Source organism: Pseudovibrio axinellae (genome assembly GCF_900110875.1).
GTDB classification, from domain to species: Bacteria; Pseudomonadota; Alphaproteobacteria; order Rhizobiales; family Stappiaceae; genus Pseudovibrio; species Pseudovibrio axinellae.
On sequence record NZ_FOFM01000012.1, the window covers coordinates 77,695 to 91,750 of the forward strand.

General features: G+C 52.2%; 12 protein-coding genes and 1 pseudogene. 7 read left to right on the forward strand and 6 right to left on the reverse strand.

Annotated elements, in window-relative coordinates; genetic code table 11:
- Positions 1–2 precede the first annotated feature (2 nt).
- The 6 genes from BMZ51_RS19580 to BMZ51_RS19605 all read left to right on the forward strand — a co-directional run bounded on the left by BMZ51_RS19580 (position 3) and on the right by BMZ51_RS19605 (position 7,385).
- Positions 3–320: a sarcosine oxidase subunit delta gene (locus BMZ51_RS19580; RefSeq protein WP_068009229.1), complete on the forward strand. Its 318-nt coding sequence runs from the start codon at positions 3–5 to the stop codon at positions 318–320.
- Positions 301–3,303, forward strand: coding sequence for a sarcosine oxidase subunit alpha family protein (locus BMZ51_RS19585; protein WP_068009231.1), 3,003 nt, complete (start codon positions 301–303; stop codon positions 3,301–3,303). The genes BMZ51_RS19580 and BMZ51_RS19585 overlap by 20 nt, the downstream gene beginning before the upstream one ends.
- A 10-nt stretch (positions 3,304–3,313) precedes the next feature.
- Positions 3,314–3,826, forward strand: coding sequence for a sarcosine oxidase subunit gamma (locus tag BMZ51_RS19590; RefSeq protein ID WP_068009232.1), 513 nt, complete (start codon positions 3,314–3,316; stop codon positions 3,824–3,826).
- A 99-nt stretch (positions 3,827–3,925) separates the two neighbouring features.
- The gene (purU, locus tag BMZ51_RS19595) at positions 3,926–4,810 is read left to right on the forward strand and encodes a formyltetrahydrofolate deformylase (protein WP_068009322.1); all 885 of its coding nucleotides are present in this window, start codon (positions 3,926–3,928) and stop codon (positions 4,808–4,810) included.
- 201 nt (positions 4,811–5,011) lie between these two features.
- Positions 5,012–6,544, forward strand: coding sequence for a YjjI family glycine radical enzyme (locus BMZ51_RS19600; RefSeq protein ID WP_068009234.1), 1,533 nt, complete (start codon positions 5,012–5,014; stop codon positions 6,542–6,544).
- Complete coding sequence (locus BMZ51_RS19605) at positions 6,519–7,385, forward strand: YjjW family glycine radical enzyme activase (RefSeq protein ID WP_068009236.1); 867 nt, start codon at positions 6,519–6,521, stop codon at positions 7,383–7,385. The genes BMZ51_RS19600 and BMZ51_RS19605 overlap by 26 nt, the downstream gene beginning before the upstream one ends.
- A gap of 54 nt (positions 7,386–7,439) precedes the next feature.
- On the opposite strand, the gene BMZ51_RS19610 is transcribed toward BMZ51_RS19605, so the two are convergent.
- The 5 genes from BMZ51_RS19610 to BMZ51_RS19630 all read right to left on the reverse strand — a co-directional run bounded on the left by BMZ51_RS19610 (position 7,440) and on the right by BMZ51_RS19630 (position 12,633).
- Positions 7,440–8,195 (reverse strand): SDR family oxidoreductase, encoded by a 756-nt coding sequence (locus BMZ51_RS19610; RefSeq protein ID WP_068009238.1) that lies wholly within the window; start codon positions 8,193–8,195, stop codon positions 7,440–7,442.
- A gap of 165 nt (positions 8,196–8,360) precedes the next feature.
- Positions 8,361–9,215, reverse strand: a complete 855-nt coding sequence (locus tag BMZ51_RS19615) for an ABC transporter permease (protein ID WP_068009240.1) — start codon at positions 9,213–9,215, stop codon at positions 8,361–8,363.
- Positions 9,212–10,132 carry an ABC transporter permease gene (locus tag BMZ51_RS19620; RefSeq protein WP_068009324.1) on the reverse strand — a complete coding sequence of 307 codons (921 nt, stop codon included), beginning with the start codon at positions 10,130–10,132 and terminating at the stop codon, positions 9,212–9,214. The genes BMZ51_RS19615 and BMZ51_RS19620 overlap by 4 nt, the downstream gene beginning before the upstream one ends.
- Positions 10,133–10,187: 55 nt before the next feature.
- Complete coding sequence (locus BMZ51_RS19625; protein ID WP_068009241.1) at positions 10,188–11,555, reverse strand: ABC transporter substrate-binding protein; 1,368 nt, start codon at positions 11,553–11,555, stop codon at positions 10,188–10,190.
- A 22-nt stretch (positions 11,556–11,577) separates the two neighbouring features.
- Positions 11,578–12,633: an ABC transporter ATP-binding protein gene (locus BMZ51_RS19630; RefSeq protein ID WP_068009243.1), complete on the reverse strand. Its 1,056-nt coding sequence runs from the start codon at positions 12,631–12,633 to the stop codon at positions 11,578–11,580.
- Between the two features lie 547 nt (positions 12,634–13,180).
- On the opposite strand from BMZ51_RS19630, the pseudogene BMZ51_RS24545 reads away from it, so the two are divergent.
- A pseudogene (locus tag BMZ51_RS24545) lies at positions 13,181–13,607 on the forward strand (IS6 family transposase).
- A 90-nt stretch (positions 13,608–13,697) separates the two neighbouring features.
- Here the strand turns inward: BMZ51_RS24545 and BMZ51_RS19645 are convergent.
- Positions 13,698–14,051, reverse strand: a complete 354-nt coding sequence (locus BMZ51_RS19645) for a RidA family protein (protein ID WP_068009247.1) — start codon at positions 14,049–14,051, stop codon at positions 13,698–13,700.
- Positions 14,052–14,056: the final 5 nt, after the last annotated feature.

Here is a 14,056-nt window from a genome sequence, read left to right on the forward strand (position 1 = left end):
TCATGCTTTTGATCCGCTGTCCCTATTGCGCAGAAACGCTGCCCGAACTGGAATTTGAATATAGCGGGGAAGCGCATATTGCGCGCCCGCAAAACCCAAGTGATGAACCAGATGATCAGTGGAAGGACTACCTGTTCATTCGCTCTAACGTGCGCGGCGAACATGCCGAGCAATGGCGGCATACACACGGATGCGGGCGCTACTTCAACGCCCTGCGCAACACCGTGAGTGACAAGTTCATCACCACTTATCCAATGGGCGAAACGCGTCCTGACATCAATTGTGCAGGTGAAGAGAAAAATGAACAACTGGCGCGTTAAAGGCAAAGGCCGCATCAACACCAATAAAACGGTCAGCTTCACCTTTGATGGCACAGCCTATAAGGGGTATGAGGGAGATACGGTCGCCTCTGCCTTGTTGGCAAATGGTGTTCATCTCATGGGCCGTTCTTTTAAATACCACCGCCCACGCGGACCGGTCACTGCGGGGTCTGAAGAACCTAATGCCTTGATCGGCACATCGCGTGCTGGTCAAGGCCAGTTTGAGCCGAACACGAAGGCAACCACTCAAGAAATTTATCAGGGTTTGATCACCACCAGTCAAAATAAATGGCCAAGCCTGAATTTTGATATAGGGGAGATCAATGACCGGCTCTACCGTTTGTTCGCCGCCGGGTTTTACTACAAAACATTTATGTGGCCGAAGAGCTTTTGGGACAAGCTTTATGAGCCTGTTATCCGTGCAACAGCGGGTCTTGGAAAAGCCCCGTCACATGATGATCCAGATACATACGCCTCGCGCTATCTGCACACTGACCTGCTTATTGTTGGGGCTGGGCCAGCTGGCCTTGCAGCCGCGCTCACTGCGATGAAAAGCGGAGCCGATGTGGTGCTGGTGGATGAAAACCCAGAGCTTGGTGGGTCCTTGCTCTTTGAAAACGCCACAACACTGAATGACCAAGCCTGCGATGAATGGTTGGCCAAGGCCGTTGCAGAGCTGGCAGCAGCACCAAACGTACGCGTTCTTACCCGCGCCACAGCCATCGGATATTACCATGAAAACATGGTGGGTGTTGCAGAAAAACTGACGGACCATCTGACACGAGTTCCTGATGGAGCACCGCGCGAGCGCATGTGGCGTATCCGTGCAAAGGAAGTCATTCTTGCGCAAGGCGCTATCGAGCGGCCACTGGTTTTCGGTAATAATGACCGCCCCGGTGTGCTGATGGCAAGCGCGGCACAAACTTATCTCAATCGCTTTGGCGTGAAAGTAGGAGACTGCGCTGCGGTGGTCACCACGCATGACTCTGCCTGGTTTGCTGCCTTTGATCTGGCTGATGCAGGGGTGAAAATTCCGGTCATTGTTGATCTGCGCCAAGATGCCTCCCAAGATTTGCAACGCGGTGCAGCTGAGCGCGGAATTGCAGTGCGATTGGGCCATACTGTTGCAACCGTAAAGGGGCGCAAGCGGGCTTCAGGTATTACCATTTGCGAAGTAAACGCTGGCAGCCAGTCTGACGCTGTGAGCAGCATTGCGTGCGATACGGTGTTGATGAGTGGTGGTTGGACGCCTTCCCTTCACCTGTTCTCTCATACAAAGGGCAGCCTGATTTGGGATGAGGAAAATGAAGTATTCCTACCCGGTGAGAAAACAGAGCGCTGCCATATTGCAGGGGCCGGACGTGGCTTGTGGGGTCAGCAACAGGCGTTTGACGATGGTAAGCATGCGGCACTAGAGGCCCTGTCTGCACTCGGTCAAAGCGCAACACCAAACGCTGTTAACGTGCGTGGTGATCGCACTGGTACCGGAGTTGTGATGGAGGAGCTACCGGGAGCTGGGGGCGGATCGGCACCGCGCGCTTTTGTTGATTTCCAAAACGACGTTTGTGCGAAAGACATTCGCTTGGCCGTGCGCGAGGGCATGCGCTCTATTGAGCATGTAAAGCGGTTTACGACCACAGGCATGGCGACTGATCAGGGCAAGCTCTCCAACATGAACGGGCTGAAGATTGCAGCAAAACAGCTGGAGTGCCCGGTTCCAGCTGTGGGACTGACCACCTTCCGCCCGCCCTATACGCCAACGACCTTCGGCAGCTTTGCAGGCTACCACAAGGGTGAATTGTTTGAGGTAACGCGCAAGACAAACATTGATAGCTGGGCAGAAGAAAACGCCGCTGTTTTTGAGTCAGTCTCTCTATGGCGGCGGGCTAGATACTTCCCCAAGGTTGGTGAGGATATGGATGCGGCAGTCTTGCGCGAATGCCGTCAAACCCGGGCCAGTGTTGGAATGTTTGACGCTTCAACTCTGGGTAAAATCGAAGTGGTTGGGCCAGACGCCGCCGAGTTCATGAACCGGATCTACACCAATCCGTGGAGCAAACTTGCACCTGGCCGGTGTCGCTATGGGTTGATGTTGGGGGAAGATGGTTTCATCCGTGATGATGGTGTGATTGGCCGTATATCGCAGGATCGGTTCCACGTCACCACAACAACTGGCGGAGCTGCGCGGGTACTTACGATGATGGAGCACTTCCTGCAAACGGAGTGGCCGGAACTGGATGTATGGCTCACGTCAACAACAGAGCAATGGTCCACCATCGCGCTTAATGGCCCCAATGCGCGCAAAGTGCTGGAGCCATTCGTGACAGACGCTGACTTATCGGCAGAAGCCTTCCCGCATATGGCACTGAAAGAGTGTTTGGTTGCTGGGTTTGAAGCGCGAGTGTTTCGCGTGAGCTTTACCGGTGAACTCGGCTTTGAAGTTAATGTGCCAGCAGAACATGGCCGGGCGCTTTGGGAATTGCTTCATGAAGAGGGCCAAAAACACGGCTTGTGTGTTTATGGAACTGAAGCCATGCATGTGATGCGCGCCGAGAAGGGCTACATTATTGTTGGGCAGGAAACGGATGGCACCGTAACTCCGGCAGATGCGGGGCTGACGTGGGCCATTGGCAAGAAGAAGCCGGACTTTGTCGGCAAGCGCTCGCTATCCCGCCCGGACATGTTGCAAGCTGACCGCAAACAACTGATTGGCCTGCTAACTGAAGACCCAAATACAGTGTTGGAAGAAGGTGCGCAGATCGTTGAGGTCGGAGATACCGCCATTCCTGCAAAGATGCTTGGGCATGTCACTTCCTCTTACTGGAGCAGCGCGCTCAATCGGTCCATCGCTCTGGCACTTGTGGAAGGTGGGCATCATCGTGATGGCGGAGCCGTTGACATTCCAATGCCAGGAAAAACGCACAGAGCAAACGTCACAGGAACCGTATTTTACGATCCTGAGGGCGAACGGCTGAACATGTGAGGGTGTGACAATGAATAATAACACTAGTTTGGAAAGCCTGCCTGCAACAGGGCGTTTCAGCCTGCGTTGCAAAGAGCAAAACATCGCCGTCTTATCGCGCGCGCTCGGCCTCGCCCTGCCAACCAAGATCAGCTTACAGGTTGCAGCTAACGGGCGTACCGCACTCATGCTGGGACCGGATGAATGGGTGCTGAGCTGTGAGTGCGATGACCGCCCTGCCATAAAGGAAGCCCTTGCAAAGGTGTGTGAGAGTGCCCCGCACAGCTTGACTGATATTTCCAGCCGAGAACGAAGCATTCGGGTGAAAGGGCGCGAGGCGGCCGCTTTGCTAAATACCTCGTGCCCGCGTAACCTGGCAGAACTTCCCTCTGGTCGCGGTGTGCGGACAATCTTTGACAGCGTGCAGGTGATCCTGACACGCGAAGAAACCGATCAGTACCGTCTGGATATCTGGTGCTCTTTCTTTCCCCATGTGCATGCTCTTTTGAGTGCAGCAAATGCGGAATTCAAGAGCGGGGTTTAGATGAGTAATCCCGTTTGGCAATCAACGTCAATTAATGAGCGTGCAGGCAGCAAGCTTTCAAGCAAGCTGAACACGTCGCCCCTATCGACAGGCTTTAAAATGAGCGCATATGTTTTAACTGTTCAGTGCAAATCTCAGATTGGCATCGTGTCTGCTGTTTCTACGTTTTTGGCAGAACGGGGCTGCAATATTCTTGATGCGGCCCAATTTAACGACAACGAGACTGACCGTTTCTTTGCCCGCATGACCTTTGAAGCCAGAGACAGCGAGACGCTTGAAAGCCTGAAAGCTGACTTTGTCCCAATTGCCAAGAAACTGGAGATTGAGGCTGGTATTTACCGCGATGGGGAGAAGATCAAAGTTCTGGTGATGGTCTCGCGCTTCGGGCATTGTCTGAATGATCTGCTTTATCGTGTTCGCGTTGGTGCTCTGCCGATTGAGATCGTTGGTGTTATTTCAAATCACGTTGATTTTCAAAAGCTTGTTGTTAATCACGATATACCTTTTTACTATATCAAGGTGACTAAGGACAACAAGCCCGAAGCTGAAATCGCGCAGATGCAGGTCATTGAGGAAACAGGTGCTGAGTTGGTGGTGCTGGCCCGCTATATGCAGGTGCTTTCTGACGAAATGTGTCAGCGGATGTCGGGGCGCATTATCAACATCCATCACTCGTTTCTTCCAAGTTTTAAAGGCGCAAAGCCTTATCAGCAGGCCTTCGAGCGCGGCGTTAAACTCATTGGCGCAACGGCCCACTATGTGACGCCGGATCTGGATGAAGGGCCAATCATCGAGCAGGATATTGTGCGGATTACACACGCACAGTCTGCGGCAGACTTTGTCTCACTGGGGCGCGACGTGGAGAGCCAGGTTTTCGCACGCGCAATTCACGCTCATTCCCATCGGCGTTCTTTCCTCAACGGTGAGAAAGCAGTTGTATTCCCCGCAAGCCCCGGTAGTTTCGCGTCGAGCAAAGTCGGCTGATAGCACTCGCCTGATCTTTACATTTTGTAAGGTAACGAGCAGACGATCGTGGTCACTCGTTTCCTGCCTGAAAGTGACCATAAGGCATGCTATTTTGCTGTGTGTATCACAGTCAGAATTTACCCAAAAATTGCGTTAGTTCAATTCCTTGCTCCGTTATGGCGTTTAAGATCTTTTCCAAAGAACAAAAGGAATTGACCCATGACGGAGCTTCTTGGACGGTTTAAGGGAATTACTGAAGACCCTGGCCTCTCTTTTGCGCAAAAAGCGCGTTACCTTTCGCTGGAGGCAGAAAACGCGCTGCCTTACCCTGCTCTTGATGCGGATACCGCTAAGGCACTGAGTGAGCGGGTTATCTGCGACATGTATGAGGGCCATGCGCCGTTCAAACCACGCTATGTCATGCCGGATTATTCGGTGGTGCTTGAAAAGGGCAGTGCCTTCCTTGAGCTAGACCCGGCCACCACGCTGGATGAAGCACTCAACTCGTTGATGATTGCGTATCACCATGTGCCATCAGTCACCAACATGCCGGTGTTCATTGGTCGCCTTGATGATCTGCTGCTTCGGTATTGCAGCGATGTCAGTGATGAGGACCTTTATAAAAAACTCAAGCTGTTTTGGCGTTATCTGGACCGTGTTTTACCTGACGCATTTATGCATGCGAATGTGGGGCCAAGCGATAACCGTGTTGCGCGTACCATCATGCGCATTGATGCAGAGCTCAAGCAGATTGCACCGAACCTGACATTCCTTTGGGACCCGCAGGTCAGTTCTGACGAGATCTTCAGCCAGGCCTGTCAGAGCATCATTGAGTGCTCCAAGCCTCACATTGCAAACAATCCGCTGCACCAGCCATTGTTTGATGAGTATGGCTACGGCGTTGCAAGTTGCTATAACGTGCTGCCGTTATGCGGTGGCGCTTCTACACTGACACGTATCAACCTGCGCGAAGTGGCTCGTCGTTCAAAAGACACAACAGACTTCTTTGAAAATGTGCTGCCCAAATACATCGATCTTAACTTCCGTCTGACAGAAGCGCGTATCGATCATCTCTTCAACAAGTCGGGCTTCTTTGAAAGCTTCCTTGTGAAGGAAGGCTGGATTCAAAGGGACCGGTTCACCGCAATGTATGGCGTGTTTGCCATGGCACAATGCGTGAATGAGCTTCAGGAGAAAGAAGGCCGTTCTGGCCAGTACGGGCACGATGAGACCGCCAATAAGCTAGGTCACCGTATTTCAAAAGTGCTTTTTGAAGCGGTAGATGCACGGCCAATGGAAAACGTGTGGCGCGGCAAAGCTATGTTGCACTCACAAGCTGGCCTGAGCGATGATGATGGATGCACTCCGGGTGTTCGTATTCCATATGGCAGCGAACCGGATCCGGTAACGCACGTACAGGCCCTTGCTGAGCATCACGCCTACTATCCCTCAGGTGTATCTGAGATTTTGACACTCGATGAAACCATCGAGAACAACCCCGCTGCCTTGGAGCAGTTGGTCAAAGGTGCTTTCTCTCTAGGTTTCCGCGAGTTTTCTGCAAACATCTCCAACAATGATCTGGTGCGGATCACCGGCTATATGGTGCGTTTGTCGGACATTGAAAAGTTTAACGAATGTGGCGGGTCGCGCACCAATACAACAGTGCTTGGTGCTGAAGCTGCTGACAAAGGCAAGATACTGGAGCGTGCACCGCGCGTGATGAGCCATGAACTTAGCCCTCGCTACAGTTAGTAAGGTCCTTAAGTTTTCTTGCGTGGACGGGCCGGGTAACCGGCTTGTCCTGTTTTTGCAGGGCTGCAATTTCGCCTGTCCGAGTTGCCATAACCCACACACTATCAACCTTTGCAATCATTGCGGTGATTGCGTGCCAACCTGCCCAACCGGCGCTTTAACAATGGTAGAGGGTAAGGTGTTGCATGATGCCTCTATTTGCAGCCAATGCGATAAGTGCCTCGATGTATGCCCAATCAACGCCAACCCAAAAGTTACGCAATATAGCGTGGACGACGTGTTGGCGCTGGTGCGCAAAAACAAGCCGTTTTTGAATGGGATCACGGTATCGGGCGGTGAAGCAACGACGCAATTAAAGTTCATTATCGCGTTGTTTACGGCCATCAAAGCGGACAAAACACTTCATGACCTCACCTGCTTCATCGACAGCAACGGTCATTTGCCGGAAGCTGCCTGGAAGAGCGTCCTGCCGGTAACTGATGGGGTGATGCTGGATATTAAGGCTTTTGACCGCGCGTTGCATGTCAAGCTTACCGGGCGCAGCAACGAGCGGGTTTTGGCGTCAGCCAGACAGCTTTTTGAAGCTGGCAAGCTCCACGAGTTGCGTTACTTGCTTATTCCTGAGCGAACCGATGGCCAACAGGAATTAAAACAGCTGTTTGAGTTTGTTCGTGAGCTGGATGTGGACCTGAAGTTACGGCTCAACGCGTTTCAGCATCATGGCGTTAAGGGAGGTGCTTTGAAGTGGCCGACCATGAAAAAAGCGGATGTTGAACGCATTGCGCAGGACCTCAAAGCAAGAGGGTTGAAGAACGTGGTCACGCCCTCAGTCTATATCTAAGGCTACAAATTATGCTGGCCGAAGGGACCCTGCTTCGGCCAGCACTATGATGTTTTAGACAAGGCGAATAGAAACACCACCGTCTGTTGCCATCGCACTTCCAGTGACGAAACTGGAGCGATCCGAAAGCATGAACAAAGCAGCCTGCGCAATCTCATTGGCAGTTGCAAGTCGCTTCAAAGGGTGCAGATTGGCGATAAATTCATGTCCATCGGGGTCATCGCCTGCCATCGCGGTTTTCGTCCCTCCTGGCAGTAAAGCATTCACGCGTATTCCATCAGCGCCGTGATCAGCTGCTAACGATTTGACCAGCCCAACCAACCCGGCCTTGCTGGCCGCATAAGCGCTCATCCCTGGCAGACCACTGTTTGCATGCCCCACAAAGGAGGATGTAAACACGATTGTACCTTTGGCGTTTTCTTTGAGTGCCGGTATTTGCGCTTTGGCTGCATAAAAAGCGCTAGTTAAATTGGTGCTTAAAACACTATCCCAATTTGCACTTGTCATGTCAGAGATAGGGGCCATGTCCCCGACAATGCCTGCGTTGTTAAAGGCACCATCGACGCCGCCGAACTCTGCCTTCGCGACATCCACCAGATCCGCTGAATAGGTCTCCTCAGTCACATCACCAGCAAGGTAGATTGCTTTTCCGCCTTGCTGGGTAATCTGATCTGTGAGTTCTTCCAGTTCTGCCTGGCGCCTTGCTCCAAGGACGACGTTGGCACCTTCCTGCGCAAAAAGCTGTGCTGCTGCAGCGCCTATTCCACTGCTTGCACCGGTGATAATGATCGTCTTTTCATCAAGTTCCATGTCTTGTTTCCTCACTGTTGTGATGAGAGGACGATAGGAAGACTGGAGGCACAAACCCACCCGATTTGCGAGAGGTAGCGACCTAAATTGAAGAGCAAAAAATGAGATGATTTGCGATCACGAATTACCGGAAGTGATGGAGCCGCGCCCGAGGTCTGGCGCGGCTTATGTCGCCAGCGGATAGCTACGAATGAAGCGGTCCGTGAAGAAGAGCAGGATGATGCCTGGAAGGGATGCTATCAACGCGATGCCTGCTCCTGTTGCGTTCAGCGCGCCACCTGAAATCTTGGCAAACAGCAAGGTCGGTAAGGTGATGATCTCCCCCTGCCCGATAAAGAAGGTCAACAAAAACAAGTTGGTAGAGACAAGGAAGGTGAACAGACAACCCGCAATGACACCGGGCAATATCATGGGCAAGGTAACTTGAAAGAAGACCTGCGAGCGGCTTGCTCCCAGCACGCGGGCATGATCTTCCGCCTCGGTTCCATGCCCTTGATAAACAGCGGTGAGCATCCGCACCATGTAGGGGATCGTCGGGATCAGGTGAACAATAATGACCCCTACATAAGTTCCGGCCAAACCAAGCCCTATAAAGATCATCAGCAAGGCAATACCGATTGCGGCTTCAGGAAGGAGAAGCGGCAGTACGATTAGAAATTCCAGCTGGCTTTTGCCGCGAAAATTACTCTGTGCCAGCACCCTTGCTGCAGGCAGGCATACCACCAGACAAAGCAAGGTTACTGCTATCCCGATACCTAGCGTGTTGGCCGTTGCTTCTGCAACGCGAGAGCTTGATGAGAACACATAATCCCATGCCAGCGGAAGCGGAGAGAGACCGCGTTGCTCATGCCACCACACGGTTGGAAGAATGTTTGGCCATGCCCAACGAAACGCGAGCGACTGGATAACTAAAGGCGCAAACGGTGCAATGGTGAACGTGACCATAGCCAGCACAAGCAGGCGTTGCCATGGGTTGATAGCCTTGAAATCTCGCGGCTGTGTGTGGCCTTTGAGTTTCATACACGCCCCCTCGCTCTTTCATATCTGCGATAAGCCAGCAGATAAAGTGAGAGGATGAGACCAGATACCAATGCCAGCGAAACGACCACGGCCATGCCCTGCAACTGAAACGCGTAGTTGGCATCTTGAAAATAGCGCCAGGCGAGGACCGGCAGCGTATCTGGATATCCTCCGCCAAGAATAAAGGGGGCTTCGAAAGCTCCGATATTGAACGCAAAGCAGATCAAAGAGGCAGAAACAATACCGGGCATGATTTGGGGGAGTGTGACGCGCCAAAAAATCTGGCTGGATGTTGCCCCTAAAACCAGAGCGGCTTCATGTGTGTCATCCCCTTTACGGACCAAAACAGCAGCAAGCGCGAGCGTCATGAAGGGGACTTGCTTCCACACATAAACCGCAATGATACCCCAGCCCCAATGGGTTCGCAGGATAAGCGGGAATTGTGCAGGGTCGTCTATCCAGCCAATAAAGGCGGAGAAGCGAGACAGGAGGCCGCCGTTTCCGAGCATGACCAGCGCCAGCGCAATACCAACACTATAAGGAACCATCAAAGGCAGGCGAATAAGTGCGCTGAAAATGCGGGAGGCCTTAAACCGGGCACATAGCGCAATGCTAAGGGGAATGGAGATGACAAGCCCGATAAGCGTTGCAGCAATGGCATAGTAGAGCGTGTACCCCAGCGAAAGCCAAAAATCAGCTGAGAGCCAGAGCCGTTCATAATAGTGCGTGCTCGGAAACTCATTGATACCAAACCAGGGCGCATACCCAAAGCTTTGCAGAACGGCCAGCACCACCGCCCCGCCAAAAAGAAAGAACAGCACCACAAACAGTGGCAGCACTTGCGCAAGATCACGCAGAGTTTGCCGCCGGGCAAGCGGGCCTGTTATCGCGGTATGTGCCTTATACGGCTTGGGCATCAGATCTGTCATTTCCAAACGAACAAAGGGCGGAACGCCTGCTCAAGGGAGTAGGTTAGTTGTTTAACTCGCCCGAAACCTGCGCAACAATGTCTGCAATTGGCTTGTCTTCTTTACGTTCAATCACCGCGAGCCACGTGGCTTCAATAACATCGACAAGGCTTGCATTCGTGTCTGGCGCCGTATTGTCGTCCAGCTCTTGCTGGGTGATGCCGTAATGAGGCGGTGCAGATGCTTCAATCAGGTCTTTATCGCTCTGATTTAAGCGCCATACATCAAGGCCCACTGGCATTCCGGCGGTTTTTAGCCTGGAGGCTTGTGAGTCGACGGATGAGAAGTAGTTGATTGCAACAAGAGCTGCTGCGGGGTTGGGGCTGTTCAAAGGAATTGCAAGATAGTTCTTGTTCTTGATCATATTCCCGCGCGGAAAGATCATTTCCTCTGCCTGCTCAGGGTAAGCGCCGGTAATTAAGCCCGTATGGTTGGCAAATACTCCAAATTTGCAGTTGAAGTGCACCTGCGAATTGAGAAACATATTATCTAACTCGCCTGAGCTTTCTGGGTAACGGGTTTGGCCAGAAGGACCGCCCAGAAGCAGGGGCTCAATGCTCTTTAAGTAATCAAAGCCGGGCTCGATAAGGCGCGCCAGTTCAGCGCTGCCCAGATCCTCAAAGGTCTTTTGGTATGGCTCTGCGCCAGTTCCATCGGGATTATGGGCATAAAGCACAGACTGCACAAAGGTGTTGCCCAGATAGTGGGGGGGCTTCACATACGTGAATTTTCCTGGGTTCGCTTCCAGATAGGTCTTCAACTCTGCAAAGGTGGCTGGTGTCTGATCGGTGGATACATAAGCACGGTTGACAGAACAGACATACTGCTCGCCAGAAAACGGCATTTCCTGAAACTCTGTCGCAACGCCAAAATCTCGCAGGTTAAGAAGTGAGCGGGCATCGGCTTCGTCCCACTCAAAATTTACAGAGTTTGGCAACCGGTTTGCAAACGCACCCCACAATGCGTTTTGTTGCTGCAAAGAAAAGAAATTCTCTCCATTCACCCAGACCAGATCTACGCTGCCCTGCTCCTCGCCCCGACCAGCCGCAAGCTGCGCAATGACAACATCAACTGTGTCTTTTGTTGCGGTGATGCGCACAGGATTTAACTTGATCCCTTCTGCGGCAAGCTCGGGCACAGCCACCTGATCCACCCAAAGGTTAATGAGGTCGGAGCCGCCCCAGTAATAAAAGTTGACGTTGCCTTCGGTGCGCGCTTTGGCTGTTACATCTGCCCAGCCCAGGTTGCCCTTTAAGAATTCACTGCGAAAGACTCCCGGTGCACTTTCAGCCAGCAAAGCACTGCTCATATTTGCAAAAACGAGTGCGCTTGCAAGAAGCATCTGGCTTGAGCGTAAACTGGCTTTTCGCATATTCTTGTTCCCAATCGGTTCTTCAGGCGCTCGCGTCAAGCAGCCAAATTTGTTCTGGCGGAAGACTGATACTAACCACTTCGCCCGTTTTTCTGATGTTCGTCGATGCTTCTTCTACGGTGAGCGTTCCCTGCGCCACCTGAAGCGTATAGCGCATCATCGCGCCAAGAAATTCCGCTCTCTTGATCGTTCCCTTAAGAACATTATGCTGCGTATCACTTTTGTGCGAGTCAATCTGGATGCTTTCAAACCGCAACATCGCTTTTGTCGGCTGATTTGCGCGGGGCCGTGCTGGCGTGCCCAAAGTTAAGCGCCCAAACGGACTCTCAATATGCCCGTCAGATGAGGGCGTGCACTCAAAGATATTAGAGTGCCCCATAAACCGGGCTGTCCGTTCATTTACGGGATTTTGATAGATCTCTTCTGGCGTTGCAAGCTGGGCAATGCGTCCATCAAAGATCACCGCGATCCTGTCTGCAAGGTCCATGGCCTCAACCTGATCGTGCGTAACCAGCAAGGTCGTCATGCCGTATTCATCGTGTAAGTCCCGAATGAACTGTCGCATTTGCGCACGCAGCAAAGTGTCAAGGCTTGCCATTGGCTCATCGAGCAATAGCACATCTGGCTTGGTCACCAACGTGCGTGCAATTGCAACGCGCTGGCACTGACCGCCAGAAAGCTGAGAGGGGAAGCGGTTTGCAAATTCTGAAAGGTGCACAATGTCGAGCATTTCATTCACCTGCTTTTTTTGCAGCTCAGCAGGTAGTCCGCGAACAGACAAACCAAATGCAACGTTTTGTTCAACTGTCATATGCGGAAACAGGCCAAAACGCTGCGAAACCAACCCGACACGACGATTTTGCACGCAGACCTGAGTAACATCCGCCTCGTTGAACCAGATGGACCCTGACGTTGGTTGCTCCAACCCGCATACCATACGCAGTGTGGTTGTCTTCCCGCAGCCCGAGGGGCCAAGCAAGACAAGGAATTCACCACTGACCACATCAAGGTCGATAGCATCAACCGCTGGCGCGCCAGAAAACACTTTTGATAGGTTTTTAAGCTGAACCTGTGTCACCAGTGCCTCTTCACGCGTCTTGATCGGATTTGGAAATCCGTTCCGTTTAATAGATGCCTCGAAACCTTAGAGAAAACGCGGCAATGACAACACCCTACCCACCAGCTGCGAAGCTTTTTTGTCGCTGCTCTCAATTAAGTATCCCGCGTGCTAACCCAGCTTATTGCTGCAGGTACAGTAAAACCAACGTGACTTAAGCGTTACGATGACCAACGCCCCATGAAACAACGCTCTTTTGCACATATTTCTTACCCCACATACCAGGTAATTCGGCACAGTGAACAACTTGACTGGACTTGTTGGACCCTGTTGCAAGTTTGAACCCTGCCTGCATGATCCTCGGTTGTGTGAGTTTATCAATGTCAGACTCCAAGTAGCGTCAGTTTCAGGGAGAGATCATTCTTCGGGCAGTGAGGTGCTATTGCAAATATGGCATCGGCTACCGTGATCTTGAGGAAATTCTGAAAGAGCGCGCCGTGGATGTTGACCACACCAGCCTCTACCGCTGGGTTCAGCACGACGCGCCTGAGCTAGAAAAGCATAGTTTATGCTATCAAAATCGGCTGCGTTCTCTTGGCGTGTCGATGAAACCTATGTTTGGGGGAAAGGACAATGGAAATATTTGTTTCGGGCAATCGACAAGCGTGGTGATACGATTGATTTTCTGCTGACATCCCGGCGCAACACCAAGGCGGGTTTTTGCCAAAGCGGTGAGGCGGTCAGGGCGGTATGTTCCCTCAAGGATCAACACAGACAAGAGCCCCGCCTATGATCTGGCCTTAGCTGAGCTTAAACGCGAGGGGAAAGCCCCCGATTACGTCAAACTGCGACAGGTGAAGTATCTGAATAGCCGGCTTGAAAACGATCATGGCAAGCTCAAACGCCTGAGTGAACTAACGCCTGCCAGCATAGTGCACGGCATTGCAAGCGAACCAGCTTCATCGCCGGTGGGCAGAACCCAAGCCCAATGCTGAGAGCCATGCCCAATGAAGAGTCGGCTTTCAGCATCTGTTGCCCTTAGGCGGCATCACAGCTGGCAACCCTTTGCTGCATACACCAATAGACTATGCGCCAACCGCTGCCGTGATCAGGATTTCCACTTTTAGGCCATCCAGTGCCAGTTTACATTCGCCGCACGCCCGTGCTGGTGGGTTTTCAGGGTCAACCCAAGCGTCCCAGACAGAATTCATTTCATCAAAATCTGCCACATCATTTAACCAGATCGTGGCTTGCAGAATGCGGGATTTATCAGAGCCTGATTGTTCCAGCAGGGCGTCAATATTCGCCAAAATTGCTTTGGTCTGCTCTGCTGTCGTTTTTCCAGTTGTATCAACCTGACCGGAAAGGTGAATGATGCCGTTATAGATTACCGTTTGGCTCATGCGAGCATTCTTGTTGAGCCGAATGATGTCAGTCATACCTA

Excerpts from the sequence above, each read along its gene's own strand:
- BMZ51_RS19580 (WP_068009229.1), top strand. The coding sequence starts at position 3 with ATGCTTTTGATCCGCTGTCCCTATTGCGCAGAAACGCTGCCCGAACTG.
- BMZ51_RS19585 (WP_068009231.1), top strand. The coding sequence starts at position 301 with ATGAACAACTGGCGCGTTAAAGGCAAAGGCCGCATCAACACCAATAAA.
- BMZ51_RS19590 (WP_068009232.1), top strand. The coding sequence starts at position 3,314 with ATGAATAATAACACTAGTTTGGAAAGCCTGCCTGCAACAGGGCGTTTC.
- purU (WP_068009322.1), top strand. The coding sequence starts at position 3,926 with ATGAGCGCATATGTTTTAACTGTTCAGTGCAAATCTCAGATTGGCATC.
- BMZ51_RS19600 (WP_068009234.1), top strand. The coding sequence starts at position 5,012 with ATGACGGAGCTTCTTGGACGGTTTAAGGGAATTACTGAAGACCCTGGC.
- BMZ51_RS19605 (WP_068009236.1), top strand. The coding sequence starts at position 6,519 with ATGAACTTAGCCCTCGCTACAGTTAGTAAGGTCCTTAAGTTTTCTTGC.
- BMZ51_RS19610 (WP_068009238.1), bottom strand. The coding sequence starts at position 8,195 with ATGGAACTTGATGAAAAGACGATCATTATCACCGGTGCAAGCAGTGGA.
- BMZ51_RS19615 (WP_068009240.1), bottom strand. The coding sequence starts at position 9,215 with ATGAAACTCAAAGGCCACACACAGCCGCGAGATTTCAAGGCTATCAAC.
- BMZ51_RS19620 (WP_068009324.1), bottom strand. The coding sequence starts at position 10,132 with ATGCCCAAGCCGTATAAGGCACATACCGCGATAACAGGCCCGCTTGCC.
- BMZ51_RS19625 (WP_068009241.1), bottom strand. The coding sequence starts at position 11,555 with ATGCGAAAAGCCAGTTTACGCTCAAGCCAGATGCTTCTTGCAAGCGCA.
- BMZ51_RS19645 (WP_068009247.1), bottom strand. The coding sequence starts at position 14,051 with ATGACTGACATCATTCGGCTCAACAAGAATGCTCGCATGAGCCAAACG.